Origin of the sequence: Microbacterium sp. JZ37 (assembly GCF_035188445.1) — a bacterium.
In the GTDB taxonomy this organism is placed as follows: Bacteria; Actinomycetota; Actinomycetes; order Actinomycetales; family Microbacteriaceae; genus Microbacterium; species Microbacterium barkeri.
This window is the reverse complement of record NZ_CP045253.1, coordinates 442,229-463,053: the sequence shown is the minus strand read 5'-3', so window position 1 is coordinate 463,053 and position 20,825 is coordinate 442,229. Positions and strand designations below refer to the sequence as shown.

The 20,825-nt window shown below is 70.5% G+C and carries 15 protein-coding genes; 1 reads left to right on the top strand and 14 read right to left on the bottom strand.

Annotation, left to right across the window (positions count from 1 at the left end; genetic code table 11):
• Nucleotides 1-16: 16 nt before the first annotated feature.
• The 13 genes from GC092_RS02060 to GC092_RS02000 form a co-directional block, all read right to left on the bottom strand.
• Nucleotides 17-3,538 (bottom strand): discoidin domain-containing protein, encoded by a 3,522-nt coding sequence (locus GC092_RS02060; protein WP_271172885.1) that lies wholly within the window; start codon nucleotides 3,536-3,538, stop codon nucleotides 17-19.
• Nucleotides 3,539-3,680: 142 nt separating this feature from the next.
• On the bottom strand, nucleotides 3,681-4,646 hold the full coding sequence (locus tag GC092_RS02055; RefSeq protein WP_324013811.1) for an NAD(P)-dependent oxidoreductase: 966 nt from the start codon (nucleotides 4,644-4,646) through the stop codon (nucleotides 3,681-3,683).
• A complete protein-coding gene (locus GC092_RS02050; protein WP_282978724.1) occupies nucleotides 4,643-5,536 on the bottom strand; it encodes a family 43 glycosylhydrolase in 894 nt (297 codons plus the stop codon). Before GC092_RS02050 ends, GC092_RS02055 begins: the two co-directional genes overlap by 4 nt.
• On the bottom strand, nucleotides 5,533-7,620 hold the full coding sequence (locus GC092_RS02045; protein WP_324013808.1) for a glycoside hydrolase family 36 protein: 2,088 nt from the start codon (nucleotides 7,618-7,620) through the stop codon (nucleotides 5,533-5,535). Before GC092_RS02045 ends, GC092_RS02050 begins: the two co-directional genes overlap by 4 nt.
• Complete coding sequence (locus tag GC092_RS02040) at nucleotides 7,617-8,321, bottom strand: hypothetical protein (protein WP_324013806.1); 705 nt, start codon at nucleotides 8,319-8,321, stop codon at nucleotides 7,617-7,619. Before GC092_RS02040 ends, GC092_RS02045 begins: the two co-directional genes overlap by 4 nt.
• Nucleotides 8,318-9,196, bottom strand: a complete 879-nt coding sequence (locus GC092_RS02035) for a carbohydrate ABC transporter permease (RefSeq protein ID WP_271172890.1) — start codon at nucleotides 9,194-9,196, stop codon at nucleotides 8,318-8,320. Before GC092_RS02035 ends, GC092_RS02040 begins: the two co-directional genes overlap by 4 nt.
• Nucleotides 9,193-10,179, bottom strand: coding sequence for a carbohydrate ABC transporter permease (locus GC092_RS02030; protein ID WP_324013804.1), 987 nt, complete (start codon nucleotides 10,177-10,179; stop codon nucleotides 9,193-9,195). Before GC092_RS02030 ends, GC092_RS02035 begins: the two co-directional genes overlap by 4 nt.
• Nucleotides 10,180-10,241: 62 nt before the next feature.
• A complete protein-coding gene (locus GC092_RS02025) occupies nucleotides 10,242-11,591 on the bottom strand; it encodes an ABC transporter substrate-binding protein (protein WP_324013803.1) in 1,350 nt (449 codons plus the stop codon).
• A 111-nt stretch (nucleotides 11,592-11,702) separates the two neighbouring features.
• Nucleotides 11,703-12,746 carry a LacI family DNA-binding transcriptional regulator gene (locus GC092_RS02020; protein WP_271172893.1) on the bottom strand — a complete coding sequence of 348 codons (1,044 nt, stop codon included), beginning with the start codon at nucleotides 12,744-12,746 and terminating at the stop codon, nucleotides 11,703-11,705.
• 239 nt (nucleotides 12,747-12,985) lie between these two features.
• Nucleotides 12,986-14,932, bottom strand: a complete 1,947-nt coding sequence (locus tag GC092_RS02015) for a glycoside hydrolase family 127 protein (RefSeq protein WP_324013801.1) — start codon at nucleotides 14,930-14,932, stop codon at nucleotides 12,986-12,988.
• 2 nt (nucleotides 14,933-14,934) lie between these two features.
• Entirely contained in the window at nucleotides 14,935-15,834 is a 900-nt protein-coding gene (locus GC092_RS02010) for a carbohydrate ABC transporter permease (protein ID WP_271172895.1), read from the bottom strand.
• 1 nt (nucleotide 15,835) lies between these two features.
• Nucleotides 15,836-16,744, bottom strand: a complete 909-nt coding sequence (locus GC092_RS02005) for a carbohydrate ABC transporter permease (protein WP_324013800.1) — start codon at nucleotides 16,742-16,744, stop codon at nucleotides 15,836-15,838.
• 64 nt (nucleotides 16,745-16,808) lie between these two features.
• Nucleotides 16,809-18,107 (bottom strand): ABC transporter substrate-binding protein, encoded by a 1,299-nt coding sequence (locus tag GC092_RS02000; protein ID WP_324013798.1) that lies wholly within the window; start codon nucleotides 18,105-18,107, stop codon nucleotides 16,809-16,811.
• Nucleotides 18,108-18,286: 179 nt separating this feature from the next.
• Between GC092_RS02000 and GC092_RS01995 the strand changes: the two genes are divergently transcribed.
• Complete coding sequence (locus tag GC092_RS01995; protein WP_271172898.1) at nucleotides 18,287-19,309, top strand: LacI family DNA-binding transcriptional regulator; 1,023 nt, start codon at nucleotides 18,287-18,289, stop codon at nucleotides 19,307-19,309.
• 221 nt (nucleotides 19,310-19,530) lie between these two features.
• On the opposite strand, the gene GC092_RS01990 is transcribed toward GC092_RS01995, so the two are convergent.
• A complete protein-coding gene (locus tag GC092_RS01990; protein WP_282978738.1) occupies nucleotides 19,531-20,763 on the bottom strand; it encodes an ROK family transcriptional regulator in 1,233 nt (410 codons plus the stop codon).
• Nucleotides 20,764-20,825: the final 62 nt, after the last annotated feature.

The window sequence follows — 20,825 nt, the reverse complement described above, 5'->3', positions numbered from 1 at the left end:
TCTGTGAGCGGGAACATCAGCGCGCTGCCTCGAGCCCCTGGAGGGCATCGTCAAGGCCGTCGGCCGCGGCGTCCACGTCCGCCTGTTCCGCCGACGCATCGGCGAGCACCGTCTCCGCCCCGACGCGGGCGGCGCGCAGTCGATCCCATGATTCGGACGTCCAGTCCTCCTCGACGAGCTCGGCCGCCTCGTCGAGGAGGAGGCGGAGCGCGCTGCGGTCGACCGTGCTCGCGACGAGCTCGACCTCGGCGAGGTTGGTGTTGCCCGACGCCGCGAGCACGCGCACGGCGCCCGTCTCGATCGGAGCCTCGAGATCCAGGCGATTCCACCCGTCGACCGCGTTCGCGACGGTCGCGAACGTCGTCCACGTACGACCGCCGTCCGTCGAGCGCTGGAACTGGATGCCGTTGGCTCGCGCGATGTGGCCCGCGCGCGGCGCGAAGCGCACGGCGGCGACCGGGAGCGCCGAGCCGTCGTCGGGGATCGCCGTCACCCAGCCCGACGAGGTGGTCGTGTCGGTGTACGTCGCGAGGTCGCCGTCGAACATCGCCCAGCCGTTGCCCGCGGCATCACGCGTGCCATCCCACGACGGTGTGCTCGCCGTGACCCAGTCGTGCGCGATCGCGCTCGTCTCGACAGACGGCGCCTCGAGCAGCTCCCATGCGGCCCGAAGGCGCGCGGCGAGCGCTGCGTCGTCGGCGTCCGGCTCGGACGCCGCTGCCACGACGTCCTCGAGCTCCCGCGTGAACAGCAGGGCGGATGCGCGCGAGAACTGCGAGAGGTCGGCCTCCCGCGCCTCGTCGAGCAGGTCCTCGAGCGTCGCCTCCGAGCGGACGCCGTCGATGCGCACGTCGGCGAGCGACCAGATCCCTGGGTAGGCCGGGTCGGTCGGGATACCGGGCTCGTCGATCTGCAGCCGGAGGTACCGGAACCGCTCGTCGCGGACCTCCTCGCGCACGTCGACGTACTCGACCGCGGTGTCGTCGCCCGCATTCGGGCGCTCCGTCAGCAGCGTCCACGTCTCGTTGTCGTTCGAGCCGTAGGCGTTGGTGCCCTCCGCACGATTCGGGAAGGTGTCGCGGGCGAGGAACCCGATCCGGTCGGCCTGGATGCGGAATCCGACGCCGAAGTCGAGCTCGACCGACACGTCTCGGCGGTCGCCCCAGGTCGTCTGGTTCGACCCGTCGACCAGGTTGCGCAGGGTCGCGATGGGCAGCTCGGGCGAGGTGGCGGTGAGCGAGTAGTCGTGCGTCCCGTCGGCGAGCATCGGATTCAGCAGGTCGAGATCGGCTACCGCGAGTCGCAGGTCCTCGAGGAGCGCCGCGAAGCCCGCGCTGTCGGCCTCGATCCCTTCGCGCGCCGCGGCCTCGGCCTCGGCGACGGCGGCCCAGCTCTCGCTCGTGTATGCCGCGACGTCCTGGAGTCCGTCGAGAGCCGCCGCGATCGCTCCGGGGCGGTCCGCTGCGACGGTCACGCGCACCGGCAGCGTCGCGGTCGAGGTGCCGTCCTGCGCGACAACGATGAGGCTCTCCTCGCCGGCGGCGCGCGGTGTCCAGGTGAGTGCGCCGTCCTGCCCGATCGTTGCCCCGCGGGGCGCCCCCTGGAGTGAGAGCGTGCGCTCGGAGTCGGCGTCCTCGACCGCGAGCGCCCGCTGAATGGGCTCGCCCGCCACCGCGAGGAAGGCCAGCTCGGGCGCGTCCGCGAACACAGGGGGCGAGAGCTCGCCCTTCGCGTCGCCGAGCACACCCGACACGTCCACGCGGGCGGCGCCCTCGGCCACGCGCAGGTACACGATGTGGTGGCCGACGGTGCCAGGGGGCACGGCGCCGAGATCGAGTCCGACGTGCGTCCACTCCCCCTTCGTGTCGGGGAGGGAGACCTCGAACGGTGTGGCGCCGTCGGCGGTCCCCGACACCTGCAGGGTCGCCTGCCCGTTCGTGCGCACGCGGATGCCCATGCTCGCGCCCCAGACCATCCGTCGGACCGCGACTGTCGCGTCGCCGCGCTTCGCGTTGAGTCGCGCGAAGCTCTCCCCCGCGTCGTCCGTGACGATCTTCGCTCCCGCGCCGAGCGGGAGCCCGTACTTCGCGGTCGGCACCCACGCGGTGTCAGCGGGCTGCGGGATCTGCACATCCTGCTCTGCGAGCTCCTCGGGGAACGCGAGCCAGTACTCGGCGTCGGTGAAGTCCGAGCCGCGCGGGTTCCAGAAGTTCTCGACGTGCGCGCCGTAGCGGTACAGGGGTCCGTCGCTCTGCCGATGCAGGAGCGCGACGTAGGGGGCCTCCTCTTCGACATCGACGCCCTCGACGTACGTGTACTGGTAGTACAGGTCGTTCATGAGGTCGCGGAGCCGTCCGCGGTACGCCTGGGAGAGCGTGCTCGCTCCGCCCGACGTGTCGACGAACGGCGGCTCGTCGCCCATCATGAAGCGCGCGAACGCGTCGGCGCCCTCGAGCAGCCGGTTGTCGAGGAAGCCGTAGGGCGTGACCGCGTCAACCTCGTCGGAGACAGTGCCTTCGACAGGGTCGAGTCGCGTGCCCTGGTTGTGGATCATCCGCGCTGCGGCACTCAGCGTCGTGATGTCGCCCTCCGCGTGCGCCTGATCCCGGGCCATCTCGAGCAGCTCGACGAAGTCCTCGCCGTAGGGGTTGCGCGGGTCGTCGGCGTCGATGAGGCGGATGAGAGATGCCAGGCCTCCATTGACGTCACCGCCGTTGATGGTGTGCTCGCTCTCGTAGGTCGAGTTGACCGAGAACCACTCGACACGCTGCGCGTACAGCTCGGGGTCGTCGAGGAAGATCGCGGCCGCGATCATGCCGACGACGCCGTAGGTGTGCTGGTTCCAGAGACGGTTCTGGGAGAAGAGGAAGGTCTCGAGCGTCGGGCGGACGAGGTTCTCCTCCGCCCTCTGCTGGTCGCGCTCGGTCCATCGGAGGTCATACCCCTCGAGGCTGTCGTTCACGGGCTCGGTCGATCGGATGATCTCGGCCGCGGTCACGAAGTAGTAGAGCGGCACGCCCGTGTGGATGTGCGCGTCGGAGAAGTAGGCGTAGCCCTCGGGATCGAGGCTGCTCCAGGTGCGCAGCACGTGCAGGGCGTTGGCCCGGTAGACCTCGTCGCCCGTCGTGGCGTACATGATCGCCTGCGTCAGCGCGCCGATGCTGTCGTCGAGGGCGCGAGACCGCATCCGCGTCTCGTTGTACGAGGCATCCTTCGGCTGCTCATCCGTCGCGCCCTGGTTCTGCCCGACGTAGGTCTTCGACGCATACTTCGTCTGCGCCATCGCGGCATGGTGGCTCGCCCACGGCTCGACACCCGCAGCGACCTGTTCCTGAACGGTCTCGAGCTGGTCGGCGGTGACGCCGGTACCGGGATGGAGGAAACCCTCCGCACTCGTGGTCTCGGTGATCTCGGGCAGGGCGGGCGGCGCCGTCTCCTGCGCGACGGCGGGTGGCCCGACAAGCGCCGAGAGCCCGACTGTCGCGGCGACGAGGGCCCCGAGAGCCCTCGCCCTTCCTGGTGCGTGCGATCGCTTCATCGCGATGTCCTTTCGTCTGCGTCATTGCGGATCGCGGGCCTCGCCCGCGGACGGCCCCGTCGCCGCCGTGTCAGTGCTCTCGCGTCCCCTTTCGGATATCGTTTGCCGACCGGTCTGCGATCAAGCCGGTCTCCTCCGTCTGTCAGGCGATCGGATGGGCGAATGCCTCGCCGTGTGCGAAGCGGAGCGCCTCGGCGGTCGCGACGGCACCGAGCGTGCGCAGCTCGGTTCCCATCGAGCCGGCGAGGTGCGGCGTGAGGAAGACATTCGGGAGAGAGAAGAGCGGGTGGCCCGGCGGCAGGGGATCGGGCTCGGTCACGTCGAGGACGGCGCGCAGCCGCCCGGCGGCGAGCTCGGCGACGAGCGCGTCCTGATCGACGATCGCGCCCCGCGCGGTGTTGACGACCGTGGCGCCGTCGGGGAGCGCGGCGAGCACGGCCGCGGACACCATGCCGATCGTCCGCGGGATCTGCGGTGCGTGGATCGAGAGGATGCGGCTGCCTGCTGCGAGCGCGATGAGGTCGTCGATGAGTTCGACGTCGAGCACGGCGGCGCGCTGGACCGAGAGGGTGGGGTCGTAGACGGCGACCGCGATATCGCGATCCCGCAGACCGCGGATGACGAGCTCCCCGACCGCGGACGCGCCGACGATCCCGACCCGGGCGCCACCGAGGCCCGTGTGCCCGTACTCCGCCTCCCGGTCGAGGAAGCGCTGCTCCGACGCGTACCGGCGCGCCGCCCAGAAGACATCCTTCGCTGCAAGGGTGATCATCGCGAGTGTGAACTCGGCGACAGGAACGGCATTCGCGGCCTTCGCGGACGCGAGGGCGATGCCGCGTCGCGCTGCCTCGTCGGCGGTCGCGAAGCCGCCGCCCCAGTGCACGATGGCGCGCAGGCGCGGCATGGCATCGAAGTCGGCGGCGGAGGGCGCCTCGGCACCCCAGCCCATGAGCAGCAGCTCGATCTCTGCCGGGTCGTCGAGCGCGGAGACCGCAGTCGCGGCCGACGAGAAGTCGACGGCGAGCTCGTCCTCGAGCGCGCGGCGCTCCTCCTCGCCGAACACGAAGCCGACGAGGTGCGCCTCCATCAGCAATGCGGCCCTGATCATCCGCGCTCCTCCCCTGCGCGCCACGCGTCCCGCCACTCGAGCGTCGCTGTCTCACCCACGATGCGCAGCGGGAGGATGACTGTCGGCGAGTGGAACAGGTCGTCGGGCCGCCAGCGGTCGCCGACGTAGATGAACCCGTCGCCCATGGGGACGACGACGCTCACCTGGGAGTCGAAGGTCCGGCTGCCATCGGGCGCGAACCCCGACCACGCCGACCACGGGCCTTCGAGGGCAGGAGCCGTGGCGTGCATGTTGTCGTTGAGACTCCACCCGGTGAGATCGGATCCGAACAGGTGGTAGCGCCCCTCGTGCTTCACGAGCGTCGGCGATTCGTACCCGATCTCCGGTCGGCGCTCCTGGCGCAGCGTCGCGACGGTCGCCTCCGCCCCCAGGTAGTCGTCACGCAGACGGTGGATGTGCAAACCGTTCTCACGGTCCTCCGAGAGGAGGTAGCCGACGCCGTCCTCCTGGTAGACGCCGATGTCGCGGCTGATCGTGCCGAGCGGACGCTCGCTTCCGAGATAGCGGTACGGCCCCTGCGGCCGCTCGGCGATCGCGTAGCCGACACGCGCAGCGGAGTAGTCGACGGTGTCGATGTGCAGGAGCAGCACCCACATGCCGTCAGGGCGACGCAGTGCCTTGGGCCGCTCGACGATGCGGTCTGGCCCGATATCGCCGTCCCCCGCTTCAAGCGCGTTCCCCTCGAATCGCCAGTTCGCGAAGTCGTCGGTCGAGTAGCACGCGACCGCCGTGAACGTCGAGCCCGCCGTCTTGTCCTCACCCCAGGCGAACCAGCGGTCGCCCACGCGCTGCACGCCGATGCCGTGCAGCTGGGCGACGCGCCCGCGGTCGTCGATGACGACGTGCCCCGGTCGGATCGTCCCTCTCATGCGCGCTCCTCCACCGTCAGGACGCGGGCGGTCGGCCCGGACATCGTCCGCAGCCGCACACCGCCGTCGACGCGCGAGACTGCCCATCCGCTCGCGGGGAAGGTCTGCCGGACCTCGCCCGTGATCCCGGGAAGCACGATGTCGACGGCCGTGTCCGCACGGTCCCATACGAACAGGAGCGTGCGGTCCGAGGCGCGCAGCCCGAGGCAGACGACGTCGGAGTCCCACGCCGGGAGTCCGAGCGGCCAGAACGGCACGGCGTCGGCGAGCGACTCGCGGTGCTGCTTGTGCAGCGCGACCGCGGTGCGCACGGCCGACCGCTGCTCCTCGCTCAGTCGGTCGAGGAAGCCGGACAGGTAGAAGCGCCCGCTGAGGCCGGTCACGAGGGTGAACGCGGTCTCCTCGACGCTCATCTCGGCGGCCGGATACGCCCAGTTGCCGCACTGCTCGGGGAGGATGGACGCCGGCGCGGACGCTGCCACGGGCGGGTACAGGCGGAAATCCTGCTGGTCGCTCGTCGACTGCAGGTGCGTCACGGCCAGCAACCCGTAGTCCGCGCGCATGGCGCCCGAGCTGCAGTTCTCGATGTCGAGCGCAGGATGGCGTTCCTGCACGGCCACGAGCCAGTCGCGGAAAGCCCGCGTGTGACCGAGGAGTCCGTCGCCCGGAGCAGCCGCGCGCCACTCCGTCCCGGCACCCGGGTTGATGTTGTAGTCCAGCTTGAGATAGCTCACGCCGTGGTCGCGCACCAGCTGATCGACGACCGCATCGAGGTGCGCCCGAGCCGCAGGGTGCCGGAAGTCGAGGTGATACCGGTCGTGCTCGCGCACGCGCGCACCGAACCGCTGGAAGAACGCGTCATCGGGAAGTGCCTCGGCCGCACAGCTTCGGATGCCGACTACCTCGGGCTCGAGCCAGAGGCCGACACGCATGCCCGCCTTGCGGATCGCCTGCGTGATCCGGCGCAGCCCGCCGTCGGGGAAGCGCGCTGACGACTCCCGCCATTCCCCGACCGTGGCCCACCAGTCGCCGATGTCGGGATCGGCGAACCAGCCGGCGTCGATGCAGAACACCTCGCATCCGGCGTCGGCCGCCTCGCGGATGAGCGGCAGGAGCACCTCGGTAGTGGGCTGCCCCATGACCGTATTCATGAAGTCGTTGTAGACGACAGGCAGGGCCTGCCCGGCGTGCCGGCGGCGCAGCCACCGGCGATAGCCGGTCAGGCCTCCGATCGCGCCCTCCGCACCCTCCCGAGAGACGGAGACGGCCACCGGCACGGCGTCGAACGACTCCCCCGGAAGGAGCAGATGCGCGAAGTGGTTCTCGAGGTCGGTTGGCCCCGTGAGCGTGAGGACGCCACCCGCCGCCGTCTGGCAGAGGTCGACGTTCCAGCCCGCGCTGGACTCGATCTGCCAGGCCAGCGCATGGTCGCCGCCGATCAGTGCGCCGACCGGCACGTGCTCCCCGCTCGACCATGCACCATGACTCGACAGCGCCGCGTGCCCGCGCCCGTCCTGCCCGTGCAGCGGCAGCGCGATCGCGGGCAGCAGCTCGCCGAGCGGCGTCGTCTGCCACCGGTTCTCCGCGAGCCACTCGCTGCGTGCCGCGAGCAGGACCATCCGCTCGAGGTCAGCTGCGTCGCGTCCGAAGCCGATGGTAGCCGAGCCGACCGCGGTGAGCACGACCGCTTCGGCCGAGGTGTTGCGGATCCTCGTCTCGACCCGCAGCACGTCGACGCCCTTCGGCGCAGTGAGCGTCGTTCGGGCCTCGAGTCCCGTCGTCTCGTCGCGCTGGATGACGATCGCGCGCTCCGCGCCATCCGACTCCTCGCGCGCCGCCTCCTGAACCCGCAGTCGCGCCCCGACGGCCGAACGGTAGTAGGCCTGGCTCGTGCGCTCGCGCTGCTCGCGCGCCGTGAAGACCTCGACGAGCGCCGTGCCGGGGCGGCCTGCGAGCGGCGACATCTCCGAGTGCACGCTCAGGGGCCGGTCGTCTGACCAGGTCAGCGTGAATGCGCCGAGTTCGACGCTCGCAGGTCCGGCCGGCTCGGCGGTGTCGAGGATGTTCAGGGCGGTGTCTGTCACGACGTCTCCGTTTCGAGGCGCTCGCGACCGAAGCCGAGCGCGCGGTTGCAGATGTGGATGCTGATGGCGACCAGCGGCGGGGCGAACACCGCGACGCTCGAGCCGACGAGGGGGATACCGCTCGCTGCGGCGCCGATCGCGGAGAGCAGGAGCCAGCACAGCACGATGTGCGGGCGCCGCACCGCCGCCGTGAGCGCCGCCGACACGAGGGCGACCCCGCGCAGAGCGGTCTGCGCAGCCGCGACGCACACCGCCAGGAGCGCGGCGATCGCGAGCACCGTCGCGCCGATCGCGGCGAGGAGGAGCGCGTCGACGTGCCCGACGAGCGCGATGTCGTATGACAGCACGACCGCCGCGATTCCTGCCGCGAGCGCCGCGCCGCTCAGCCGACGGGCGCCCGAGCGGAGCGCCGCCCAGAAGGCGCGACCCGCGCCGGCTCCGCCACCGAGGTCGAGGAGCCGCTCCGTCGCGACGAGCAGTGCGTGGACGCCGGGAACGAGCGGCACGACGGCGAGCCCGAACAGCGCGATCGCGAGGTGCGTCGCCTGCCAGCCGACGAGGGCGTGGAACACGAGCAGCGGCGCTGCGGTCGCGAGGAACGAGACCCCGATGAGGAAGCACCGCCAGATCGCCAGAAGCCATCCGGCGATGCGCCCGTCATGCGCGAGCAGCTGTCCGGTGCGAGTCAGCAGGGCGCTCATCCCTTCACCGCCCCGATCGACATGCCCTTGATGAAGTAGCGCTGGAATGCCGCGAAGATCGCGACCGACGGGATGATGGCGAGGATCGCACCCGTGTAGATGAGCTGCCACTGCGAGGTCAGCAGACCGACCATCCGGTTGATGGCGACGTTGATCGTCCCCGCCGACGAGGAGTCGAGGAAGACGAGAGGGATGAAGAAGTCGTTCCACAGGCCGAGAGCCTGGATGATGACGAACGCGCTCGTGACGGGCAGCAGCATCGGGAAGACGATGAGCCAGAACGTGCGCAGGCGGCCGGCGCCGTCCATGTGCGCGGCCTCCTCGACCTCGACGGGGATTCCCTTGATGAAGCTGCAGTAGAGCAGGATGCCGAAGGACGCCGCGCCGCCGAGGTGGACGAGGATGACGCTCGTCAGGGTGCTGTAGAGACCCACGTCGTCGAACCCCTCGACGAGCGGGATCATCCGCACCTGAAACGGGATCATCAGCCCGGCGATGAAGAGGACATAGATCCCGCGGCCCAGGCGCCCGCCGAGGCGCTCGATGCCGTACGCGGCCATCGGGACCATCGCGACGAGCAGCATGACGGTCGCGACCGTGATGATGAGGGTGTTGCCCACGGCCTCCGCGAAATCCGTCTGCTGGAACAGCTGGACGTAGTTGTCGAACGTGAACGACGTCGGGAGCCCCATGGGATCGCGCGTGATGTCGCTGTAGGACCGGAACGAGTTCGCGAGCGCGTAGAGCACGGGCGTCGACACGAGGAGCACGAGCGCACTCAGCACGACCATCACGACGATCTCGCTCGGCGTCCACCGCTTCCGCACCCGGGGAGCCCGCTCGCGGCGTGTGGTCAGAGCCTCCGTGGCGCTCATGCCTGGATCTCCCTCTTGCGCATGTAGGTGTTCGCGGCGACCGTGCTGACGATCACGACGATGAACAGGACGATGGCGGCCGCGCTGCCGAAGCCCGCGCGGTACTCGCCGAAGCCGACCTTGTAGATGAAGAACGCCATGGTCTCGCTCACGAAGCCCGGGCCTCCCGAGGTGAGCACCATGACCTGGTCGAAGATGGTCCATCCGGCGATGAGCGCGAGGGTCATGTTGACCGTGACCGCGCCCGCGAGCATCGGCCAGGTGACGTTCGCGAACACCTGCCGCCGGTTCGCGCCGTCGATCCGCGCGGCCTCGAGCAGCTCCTGCGGCACGGACTGCAGGTTCGCGAGGTAGATGAGGGTCGTGTTGCCGCCCAGCGTGAAGCAGGTGAGGAAGAGGATGACCCACACGACGATGCCGCTGTCTCCGAGCCAATCGCGCGCGGCATCGGGCATGCCGAGGTCGCGGAGCAGCGTGTTCACGAACCCGAAGTTGAAGTTCAGGAGGTACTTCCAGATCGTCGCCGCGATGAACGCGCTCACGAGCGCCGGCAGGTACACCGCGGCGCGGAAGAACCCCTGGCCGTGCTCGAGCTTGTCGAGCATGAGCGCCACCACGAGCGAGATCACGTTGATGATGACAGCCGAGCCGAGCCCCAGGATCAGCGTGTTCTTGACGGCGTTCCAGAACCGGCCGCTCGCGAAGATGTCGGCATAGTTCGCGAAGCCGATGTAGGCGTAGTCATCGCTGATGCCGTCCCAGTCCGTGAAGCTCAGCTCGACCGACTGCAGCGACGGGATGATCACCATCAGCAGGTAGACCACAAGGGCCGGGGCGATGAAGCCGAGCAGCACCCAGCGCCCTCGTCGGCCCCCGCGGCGGGGCGGGCGGATCGGCGCGCGCACGGGCGGCGCCGCGAGGGGCGGAAGCCCGGGCTCTGAGACGACCTCGACGGTCGCCGTGGCCTGCGGGGAATCGCTCATGACATCTCCTCGTCGCGATGCGGGGCGGAGGGGCCGGGCGTCACCGCCCGACCCCAAGGCCGTCAGCCCGCCGCGACCGTCTTGTCGAATTCGGCCTGGAGCTTCGAGATCGCCTCATCCACGGTGATCTGCCCGTCCTGCATCTCGATGCGGACCTGACGGAAGAACGTGTTGAAAGCGCTCAGCGCCTCGTTCGACGACTCGTTGCTGTACCAGTTGAGGTTCGGATCCTCCAGGAGCGCGAAGTAGTCCGCGGCTCCGGGGATCTCGGTGTTGCGCTCGACCTCGTCCGACGCCGCGATGTTCGGGGCGATCCAGCCGAGCGACTCGATGAGGTTGGCGGCCTCGACCGAATAGAAGTACTCGAGGAACTCGACTGCGGAGTCGTACTCCGCGCCGTCCTCCTGCGCCTGCGCCGAGATCGCCAGGCCGGACGCCGTGTCGCCCACGACCGAGTTCTTGAGGACGTTGATCGTGCCGTCATCGGCGGGGATGATGAACAGCCCTGCGTCGAACTCGGGATCGACCTTGTGGATGTCGTTCAATCGCCCGATGCCCGCCGACGATGTCGCCATGACGGCCTGGCCGTTGACGAGAAGCGTCGTCGTCTGGGCATCCGCCGTGGACTGCCATCCCTCGAGCACGAAGTCGTCCGTGATCTGCACGAGGCGCTCGAGCGGTTCGCGGAGGTCCTCCATGGACGCGGTCCCCTCGGCGACCGCATTCCAGAAGCCCTGCTCGGAGTACTCGGCGAAGACCGGGGCGGCGAGAGGCTTCCAGAGCTGGTCGCTCGGCCAGACCTCGGCAGCGGCCGTCGCAAGCGGGACATCGCCGTTTGCCTGGATCTCCTCAAGCAGCGCGATGAAGTCGTCGTACGTCTCCGGGACCTCGAGGCCGTTGTCCGCGAAGTACGACTTGTCGTAGACGATGTTGATGCCGATCTCGCCGTTGAGCGCCGAGGAGGGCACCGTGTAGACGTTCCCATCCTCGGCGGCACCGTACACGTCGGGGGCGAGCAGGTCGGTCACCGACTCGGGGATCGGCGCGAGCTTTCCCGCCTGGATGTATGTGAGCGTGTCGCGCATGTCGACGACAGCGGGCCAGTTGCCTGTCGCGTCCATGGTCTTGAGGGCCGTCGCGTAGTCGCTGCCCGCAGGGAGCGGATCGAGTTCGACGACCGTGGAGTCGCTCTGCTCGTTGAAGGCCTTCACAACCCCGTCCACGACCGAGTTCCAGGTCTCGTCGCCCGTCGCGTACAGGAAGCGGATGGTCGTCTTCCCGCCCGCATCGCCGGCGTCTGCGCCGCCCGCGCACCCGGCGAGCACGACGACCGCGGCTGCGGTGGCCGCGAGCGATGCGGCGGCGCGTCGGGATGCGCGGCGCCGGGCGTCACGCGTCTGTGCGTTCTGCATGTGATCTCCCTTGATTCGGATCGGACCGCGTCCGACTCCAGGAGCGTAACGCAAAGTGGACAACGTTTGCCACTTCTTTTTCCGGAGGCCGCACGACGCGGACTGACGACGTCAGCGCCGGGCGACGGCGGCGCCGTGCACGATGGGGGTCGCGCGCAGCGCGATGCGCTGGTCGGGCTGCGGATCCCCGTCGTCGAGGGCGAGCGAGAGTGCCGCCTCTCCGAACGCCTCAAGCGGCACCTCGACGGTGCTGAAGTTCGGGAGCACGTCGCCGAGCATCGGCACGTGGTCGAATCCGCTCACCTCGACGTCACCCGGGGCCTCGACTCCCTGCTCGCGCAGCCGGGCGATCACGCCGACCGCCATCGCGTCGCTCATCGCAGCGATCGCGTCGAGTTCCGCGACGGGCGTCGCCAGGTCGTCGACGGCGGCGTATCCGCCGTCCCGCGAGAACGAGCGATGCACGACGTCGCCCGAGAGGACGCTGATTCCGTGCCGATCGAGACCTTCGAGGAACCCCGCGACACGGTCCTGCGAGGTGATCTCGAAGTCGGGGCCCGAGACGACGGCGAAGCGACGATGGCCGGCCAGCGCGAGGCCCTCGGCCAGGGCCGCGGCCGCCTCCCTGTTGTCGACGGTGACGGATGGGAAGGGCAGGGCGCTGTGGCCGATGACCACCACGCGCGTGCCGTGCGCGTCGAGCGTGCCGAGCTGCGCAGCCAGTGCCGCCTCGCGGCGCGCGTCGGTCGTCCGGCTCGTGCCGATCACGATCGCGCGGTGCCGCTCGCCGCGCAGCTCCTCGAGGAGGGCGATCTCGCGCAGGGGATCGTCGCGCGTCGTGCGCACGGCGACCGAGACGCCGCGCTTCTCGGCGGCGTGCATGACACCCGAGATCATCGTGGCCGACCCGAAGTCGTCGATGTCGCTCACAACGAGCGCGATCGTGCGGGCCCGCCCGCCCTTGATCGCCTGCGCCGCGGGGCTCACGGAGTATCCGAGCGCCCGCGCGGCGTCCTGCACGCGCTGACGCATCTCAGGGGAGCCGCTCTGCTTGCCGCGGACGCCGCCGTTCAGCACGCGCGACGCGGTCGGCACCGACACCCCCGCGAGTCGTGCGACGTCGGTGAGTGTCGGCGGCCTGTCGGCGTTCGGCATGAGCCCCCCTCGATCGATCCAGACAACGCTATCCACACGACGCCCCGATGTCGATTCGCCCCCTCCCCCGATCGCGCTCGCGTCGCGTGGAGGTCGGGCGGAAGGCGGCCCCGGCCATCCGCTCTCCCCGAGACTCGGCGTCCCCGACTCTGCATGTCTCACTCTCGGCGGCTTCGCGCCCGCCAGAACCGCGGAGAGTGAGACATGCAGAGTCGGGGTGGGTGGAAGGGGCGGCGGGGTCAGGCCCCCGCGCGGCGCTCGGGGATCCAGATGCGCATCGTGGAGGGGCCCCGCTCGGCCCACTCGTGATACGGGATGAGCGGCACGTCGACGATCTGCTCGTCGTCGGCGACCTCCGGATCCCCGAACGGCCATGGCGCGTCGACGGGGCGGCGGATGGCCAGGCGCGCGACGACGCGTCCGTCCTCTTCGCGCAGGGGCGCGTCGGGATCGATCGCCACGACATCGACGTCGATCCCCGCGGGGAGGTCGACCGATTCGAGCGCCAGCACCTCGGGGCCGCGCTCCACCGCCACCGCGCCCCGGATCGCGTCGATGCGCGCGTCCGGCCGCGTGAGCCGCGGCGCGACAGGGAGGCGCAGCGTCACGACATCGCCTGCGGAGAACGCGCGACGCACGGTCGCGTACCCGGGTTCCGCCGCGAGCGTCTGGACCCCGCCGTCCGCCGAACGGACCTCGAGCGCTGCTCCGACCGCCCAGCTGGGCACGCGGAGCGAGAGCGTCCACTCCGCGTCCGCTGCGGCGTCCACGGTGACGCGGATGTCGCCGTCCGCCGGGTAGCCGGTCTCCACGTGCAGCAGGACGTCGTGGCCGGCGACCGCGGTCGAGATCGTGGCGGGCGCGTACTGGTGGATCTGGAGCCCCTCCTCGTCGACGGTCGCGACGTACGCGGCGAGGCTGGCGAGGGTGCGGGCGACGTTGGGCGGGCAGCACGACACCTCGAACCACGGCGCGCGCAGCGACGACTCCGCACGCGCGGACGGCGCATCCGGGTCGGCGACCTCTCCCGGCGTGCGCTGGTGCAGCGTGTTCGCGTAGTAGAACGCCGTGCCAGCGGACGAGGGCGACGTCGCGACGACGTTGTACAGCGTGCGCTCGATGAGGTCGGCGTACTTCGCCTCCCCGCGCTCGAGCAGCAGGCGCCAGCTGAACTGGACCGATGCGATGCCCGCGCAGGTCTCGGAGTAGGCGCGGTCGGGCGGCAGCTCGAAGTCGGCGCCGAACGCCTCGTCCTGGTGGTGGGCGCCCTGCCCGCCGGTGATGTACGTGCGGCGGGCGACCGTGTTGTCCCACTGCCGCACGAGCGCCGAGGACAGCTCGCCGTCGGCCGTCTCGACAGCGACGTCGAGCGCCCCCGACGAGAGGTAGTTCGCGCGCACGGCGTGGCCGCGGAGGACGTCGGCCTCGCGGATCGGGATGTCGTCCTGGAAGTACGAGCGGCCGAACTCGATGTCCGCGAGCACGCCCGTGCCGTGCCGGTCGACGAAGAGCTTCGCCTGCGCGATGTAGCGGGGCTCGCCTGTGACGCGACCGAGCTCGACCAGTCCCGTCTCGATCTCCGCGTGCCCGCACATCGACGGGATGCCGTCCTCGCCGAACACCTCGCAGACGAGGTCGGCGGCGCGTGTCGCGATCTCGAGGAGCCCGTCGTCGGCGCCGGGCTTCGTGCGTGCCCGCGCGACCGCGGCCTGGAAGAGGTGCCCGAGGCAGTAGAGCTCGTGCCCCCATTCGAGGTCGGACCACCTCGGGCCCTGACCGGGGCGGCCGAACCGCGTGTTCAGGTACCCATCGGGCTCCTGCGCCGCGCCCACGACCGAGACGACGTCGCGGAACACGCGCTCGAGCTCGTCATCGGGGGCACGGCCGATCTCCCACGCGAGCGCCTCGAGGTACTTGTAGACCTCGGAATCGGAGAACTCACGACCACGGCGGCCCTCGGGCAGCCCGCCGGCGACGGCGAGCTCGAAGTTGCGGATCCAGCCCTCGCGCTCGAGCCACGTGCCGATGTGCGCGAGGGTCGCGCGCCGGTTCACGCGCTGCCGAGCACCCCAGAACCCTCCCGTGATCGCGACCTCCTCGATCCCCAGGGGACGCAGCGCGCCCGAGCTCGGCAGGACAGGAGCGGCAGCCGCCGCGGTCGCGCGGTGCGATGTGGTGAGTGTCATGATCATCCCTTGAAGGCGCCGGACATGAAGCCCTGCACGTAGTGACGCTGGAGAACGAGGAACAGGAGCACGCAGGGCAGCGCGAGGACCGCGACCCCGGCGAGCGTGGCGCCGTAGTCGATCACGCCCATCGTCTGGCCGCGCAGATTCGCGACCGCGAGCGGCAGCGTCATCCGATTCGTGTCGCTGATGAGGATGAGAGGCGCGATGAAGTCGTTCCACGCGGTGAGGAAGGCGAAGAGCCCCACAGTGATGAGCCCCGGCTTGGTCGCGGGCAGCAGCACGCGCCACAGCGCCGAGAAGCTGTTGCAGCCGTCGACGAGGGCGGCCTCGTCGAGCTCGCGCGGGATCGACTCGAACGAGATCCGCATCATGAACGTGGAGAACGGCAGCTGGAACATCGTGAGCACGAGGGCGACGCCCACGGTCGTGTTGCCGAGGCCGAGGCCGTTGAGGATCACGTACAGCGGGATGAGGAGGGTCGCGTACGGGACCATGAGGATGGCCAGGGTCGTGAGGAACAGCGCGGTCTTCCCCGGGAACGAGAACCGGGCGAATGCGTATCCCCCGAGGAACGAGATCACGAGCGTGAGGATCACGGTGAGGCCCGACACGACGAGCGAGTTGCCGAGGTAGACCCAGATGCCCGCCTGGAACTCGGCGAGCGTCGCGTAGTTCCCGAGACCCCAGCCTTCCGTCTGACTCGTGCCGGCGCGCGGCGCGAACGACGACACGACGGCCCAGACGAGCGGGTAGAGGAAGACGGCCGCGAGCGCGGCCGAGAAGATGCCGAACGGCGCCCTCGCGAGCAGCCGGCGCCATCCGCCCTGCCGCGGCGCGCGCGACGCGCCGCGGCCCTCCGTGACGATGACCTCGGTCTCGGTCGGAGCGAGCGCGGTCATGTCAGCTCTCCTCTCCGCCGCGGAGCACCCGCAGCTGGAAGACGTTGATGACGACGAGGGCGATGAGCACGATGACCGACAGCGCCCCCGCGATCCCGAGGTCGTTCTGCCCCTGGAAGGCCATGGAGTACATGAGCTGAACGACGGTCATCGTGGAGTTGTCGGGACCGCCCTTGGTGAGGATGTAGAACTGCTCGAACGCGAGCAGCGAGCCCGTGACGCACATGACGATCGTGAGCGCGAAGGTGGGCCGCATGAGGGGCATCGTGACGTGCAGGAAGGTCTGCAGCTTCGAGGCCCCGTCGATGCGCGCCGCCTCGTACACCTCGCCCGGGATCGCCTGGAGGCCCACGAGCATGAGCAGCATGTAGAACCCCGTGAAGCGCCACACGATGAGGAAGACCGTCGCCCACAGCGCGCCGCCCGGCGTCCCGAGGATCGTGAAACCGGATGACTCCATCCATTCCGCGAACGGACCCGCGATCGGCGAGTACAGGACATAGAAGAGGAGCGACGCCGAGGCGAGGCCGAGGGCGCTCGGCACGAGGAAGGCGGTGCGCAGGAACGACCGCCACCGCGACGACTCCTGCACGAGCAGGGCCAGCCCAAGGCCGAGGCCGATGAGGAGGACCGTCGCGGCGATCGTGTAGATCACCGTGAAGCGGATGGCCTCCCAGAACAGGCGGTGGTCGACGGCTGCGATGTAGTTGTCGGGGAAGTTCCAGCCCCGGAAGCCCGCGAGCAGCGGCCAGTCGCCGAGGGACATGGCCACGACGAGGACGAGGGGGACGACGAAGAGGACGCCGACGAAGAGGGCGGTGGGCGAGGCGTACAGCCATCCCTGGATGGCGTGCGCGCGCTGCGCGCGGGTCCGCCCGGGACGTCGCGCGGTCGTGGCGGCGGTGGTCATCGTGGATCCTTCTGTCCGATGCCGTCGGGGCGCTCCGCTGCGGGGAGCACCCCGACGGCGGCTGTCACTGCGAGAGGATCTCGGTGATCGCGGCGTTGTCCTCTTCGAGGGTTCCGCCCTCGCCGAGCACCTCGTTGCGCACGAGGGTGAGCCAGGGGCTTCCCGCGGCGTTGAAGGCCTGCTGGAAGTTGACGGCCACGGGGGTGTCGCCCTGGGCGGCGACCTCGTTGATCGTCACGAGGCGCGGGTCGGCCGATGCGTGCTCGTTGTCGGCGAGGTCTCCGCGGGAGACCACGTTGCCGTTCGCCGCGAGGACGTCGACCTGCGTCTCCTCCGACATCATCCACGCGAGGAAGTTCCACGCCTGCGCAGAGAGCTCGGAGTCCTTCGAGATGCCGATGCTGTCGCCGCCGACGAAGGTCGAGGCGCCGCCGTCGACGCCGGGGAGGCCCGCGACGCCCGCGTCGAACTCGAGAGCCGGGAGAAGCGTCGCCGGGTACGGCATGATGCCGACCTTGCCCTCCTGGAAGCCGGCGACCCACGTGGCGCCGGTCTCGTCCTCGGACCCGGGCGCGACGACGCCGTCGTCGACGAGGCCCTTCCATGTGCCGTAGATCTCCTGCGCGGCCTCGCCGTCGAGGAGCGACTCGGTGCCGTCCTCGCTGAGGACCTCCTCACCGGACGCCCAGATCGACGGGAACCACGTGAAGAGCAGGCAGCCGCCGCAGTTGAGGCCGGTCGAGGTGCCGGAGACGCCGTCCAGGCCGAGCGCGTCGACGTCACGCGCGATCTCGGCGAACTCCGCGATCGTCTCGGGGGCCTTCTCGGGGTCGTGGCCCGCCTGCTCGACGAGCTCCTTGTTCCACATCATGACCGACAGGTCGAGCACGAAGGGCAGCGTGTACTCGGCATCGTCGATCGTGCCGGCCGACATGTGGCCCGCGTTGATCTCGTCGGCGTAGTCGAGCTGCTCGACGAGCGGCGAGATGTCCTGGAAGAGCCCCTGGCCCGCCCAGTTCGGCACGTAGACGACGTCGGCGGCGAACAGGTCCGGCAGCCCGCCGGACCCCGCGGCCGCCCCGACCTTCGCCACGTAGTCGTCGTTCGGGACGACCGTGAGCTCCACCTGGTTCTCGTGCGTGGCGTTGTACTCCTCCACGAGCAGCTTGGCCTGCGCCTCGATCGGCGCACGCGTCCACAGCGAGAGGGTGGAGCCGTCGTCTACGCCCTCGGCGGGGATCTCGTCGACCGCGGCCTGGCCCCCGCTGTCGCCCGAGCACGCCGTGAGGCCCACCGCGAGCGCGCCCGCGACGGCGAGTCCTGCGGCGCGCATCGCTGTGCCGCGCCGGATGGTCGTGATCATGTGTCTGCTCCTCTGGCTCTTCGTTGAGCGAGCACGCCGCCGTTGCCGCCGATGCTCGACACGCCGCACGAAAGCTTTCGAAACGGCTTTCGTTGAATCTAGCGGCGACACTTCGGGCCGTCAAGCACGACCGTGCAGAAATCCATGTAACGGTTTCGAGACTGTGGCACGCTAGAGCGATGAGCACGGAGCGCAACGGGCGGGCCGCCACCCTGAACGACGTCGCGCAGCGCGCGCGCGTCTCGGCGGCGACCGCCTCCAAGGCACTCAACGGCCGCACCGACGTCGCAGCGGCGACGAGGGCTCGCGTGCTGGCGGCAGCCGAGGAGGTCGGGTTCACCCCAAACGCGGTCGCGCGCGGCCTCACCGCCGGGCGCACGAGCACGGTGGGACTCCTCACGAGCGACCTCGACGGCCGCTTCGTCCTGCCCATCCTCATGGGTGCCGAGGACGCCTTCGGCGCGGGGCGCATCGACGTGTTCCTGTGCGACGCGCGCGGCGACGCCGTCCGCGAGCAGCATCACCTGCGCGCGCTGCTCAGCCGCAGGGTCGACGGGATCATCGTCGTGGGCGACCGCACCGATCCCCGCAGGAGCCTCGGCCGCGCGCTGCCGGTCCCCGTGGTGTACGTCTATGCACCGTCCAGCGATCCGCGCGACCTGTCGCTCACGCCCGACAACGTCGAGGGCGGCCGTCTGGCCATCCGCCATCTGCTCGCGTGCGGCCGCAGCCGCATCGTGCACATCGGAGGCGATCCCTCCTATGCCGCCGCGCAGGATCGCCTGAGCGGAGCACAGGAGGCGCTCGCCGCGGCCGGCACGGCCTTCGCGGCGGAGCCGATGCTCGGCGAGTGGTCGGAGCACTGGGGGCGGGCGGCTGCGGCCCTTCTGCTCGAGCGCGATCCGGAGATCGACGCCGTCTTCTGCGGCTCGGACCAGATCGCGCGCGGCGTGCTCGACGCGGCGCGCGATCTCGGGCGCGACGTGCCACGCGACCTCGCGGTGATCGGCTTCGACAACTGGACGGTGCTCGCCGAGAACTCGCGCCCGCGCCTGACGACGGTCGGCGTGGACTTCGAGGCGCTGGGCCGAACCGCCGCGCAGCACCTCTTCCACGCGTTCGACGACAACGGGATCGAGAGCGGCGTCCTGCACACGCCCGTCCAGCTCGTCGTGCGCGGAACGACCATCCCGGTCGGCTGAGCGCGGGACACGACGCAGGAGATCCGCGGCCGACACGCCCCGGAATCCGGTTCCCGCGGCTCAGGCCACGGAGAACTCCTGCGCTGTGTCCCGCACACGCATCCCGACGCCCGCGGCAAGCCCTGCATGTCTCACTCTCGGCGGCTTCGCCCCCGCCAGAACCGCGGAGAGTGAGACATGCAGAGCCTGCAGAGCCCCGACGTGCAGAGCGCGCAGAGCCGTCAGAGCGCGATCGGCGTCCGGCTCGTCAGAAGGCCCGCGTCGGCGAGGAAGCGCTCGAGCGCGATGACGGCGATTCCGGTGGACACGGTGCTCCCGCCGATCGTCGACACGCCGAGCTCGACGTCGGCCCCGGCCGTCCCGGGCGCCTGGTCGCGCAGGTGCTCGCGGGTCGCCGGCAGCAGGCGATCGCCGAGCGCCCAGGCCGTCCAGCCGGTGAGCGTCACCACCTCGGGGTTGACGACCGCGACGAGATCGGCGAGCGCCGACCCCAGGTACCAGGCGGTGCGCGCGATCGTCTCGTCGACCGCCGCATCGTGCTCGGGCCCATCCGCCGCTCCGGCCATCGCCTCGATGAAGTCGCGCTGCGAGTCGAGCGCGAGAAGCGGATGGTCCGGGGCGATCTCGCGGAGGGTCTGCCGGATCCCGGGTGCTCCGACATACGCCTCGACGCAGCCGCGGCGGCCGCAGCGGCACCCGCGGCCGTCGAGCGCGAGCAGCGAGTGCCCCCACTCCCCCGCGAGATTCGTCGCTCCGCGCAGGATGCGCCCCTCGAGCACGATCGCGGCGCCGACGCCCGTGCCGAGGTTCACGGTGACGAGACTCGAATGCGACCGGCCGCGCCCGAGCCAGAGCTCCGCCGTCGCGATGACCTTGAGCGGGTTGTCGATGACGAGCGGCAGCCCCACCCGCTCGCGCAGGCGGTCGAGCTCGACGGTGTGCCAGGTCCAGTTCGGCACGAGCACCGAGACGCCGGCGGGCGCCTGCACGAGCCCCGGCAGCGAGACCCCGACGCCGAGCACATCGCCCCGGTGGACGCCGCCCTGCTCGAGCACGCGGTCGAGCGCGCTGCCGATCGCCTCGACGACGGAGTCGGGGTCGAGGAGGTGCTCGTCGCGCGCGACGTCGACGAGCGCGATCTGGGTGAGCGCCGTGTCGAACAGCTCGGCGCGCACGTAGGTCTCGGCGACGTCGATGCCGACCACCCGGCCGCGATCGGGGTTCATCGCGAGCGTCGCCGTCGGCCGCCCGATCCGGCCGACCGTGACCTTCGTCTCGACGACGATGCCCTCGACGAGGAGCTCGCCCACCACCGTGGCGACGGTCGCCGGGCTGAGCCCCGTCGTGCGGGCGATCTCGTTGCGCGTGGTCTCGCCCTGCGACAGCAGGACGTGCAGCACGTCGAGCCGCGACTCGCTCCGGATGTCGCGCGACGTGCGCCTCGAGACAGCCATGTTCACTCCCGCGCCGCGGCCATCCGCATCGGGTCCGCCGCCGCGGCGGGCGATCCCGGCGA

Excerpts from the sequence above, each read along its gene's own strand:
- GC092_RS01995 (WP_271172898.1), top strand. The coding sequence starts at position 18,287 with ATGAGCACGGAGCGCAACGGGCGGGCCGCCACCCTGAACGACGTCGCG.
- GC092_RS02035 (WP_271172890.1), bottom strand. The coding sequence starts at position 9,196 with ATGAGCGCCACGGAGGCTCTGACCACACGCCGCGAGCGGGCTCCCCGG.
- GC092_RS02015 (WP_324013801.1), bottom strand. The coding sequence starts at position 14,932 with ATGACACTCACCACATCGCACCGCGCGACCGCGGCGGCTGCCGCTCCT.
- GC092_RS02010 (WP_271172895.1), bottom strand. The coding sequence starts at position 15,834 with ATGACCGCGCTCGCTCCGACCGAGACCGAGGTCATCGTCACGGAGGGC.
- GC092_RS02040 (WP_324013806.1), bottom strand. The coding sequence starts at position 8,321 with ATGAGCGCCCTGCTGACTCGCACCGGACAGCTGCTCGCGCATGACGGG.
- GC092_RS02000 (WP_324013798.1), bottom strand. The coding sequence starts at position 18,107 with ATGATCACGACCATCCGGCGCGGCACAGCGATGCGCGCCGCAGGACTC.
- GC092_RS02055 (WP_324013811.1), bottom strand. The coding sequence starts at position 4,646 with ATGATCAGGGCCGCATTGCTGATGGAGGCGCACCTCGTCGGCTTCGTG.
- GC092_RS02005 (WP_324013800.1), bottom strand. The coding sequence starts at position 16,744 with ATGACCACCGCCGCCACGACCGCGCGACGTCCCGGGCGGACCCGCGCG.
- GC092_RS02020 (WP_271172893.1), bottom strand. The coding sequence starts at position 12,746 with ATGCCGAACGCCGACAGGCCGCCGACACTCACCGACGTCGCACGACTC.
- GC092_RS02030 (WP_324013804.1), bottom strand. The coding sequence starts at position 10,179 with ATGAGCGATTCCCCGCAGGCCACGGCGACCGTCGAGGTCGTCTCAGAG.
- GC092_RS02050 (WP_282978724.1), bottom strand. The coding sequence starts at position 5,536 with ATGAGAGGGACGATCCGACCGGGGCACGTCGTCATCGACGACCGCGGG.
- GC092_RS01990 (WP_282978738.1), bottom strand. The coding sequence starts at position 20,763 with ATGGCTGTCTCGAGGCGCACGTCGCGCGACATCCGGAGCGAGTCGCGG.
- GC092_RS02025 (WP_324013803.1), bottom strand. The coding sequence starts at position 11,591 with ATGCAGAACGCACAGACGCGTGACGCCCGGCGCCGCGCATCCCGACGC.
- GC092_RS02060 (WP_271172885.1), bottom strand. The coding sequence starts at position 3,538 with ATGAAGCGATCGCACGCACCAGGAAGGGCGAGGGCTCTCGGGGCCCTC.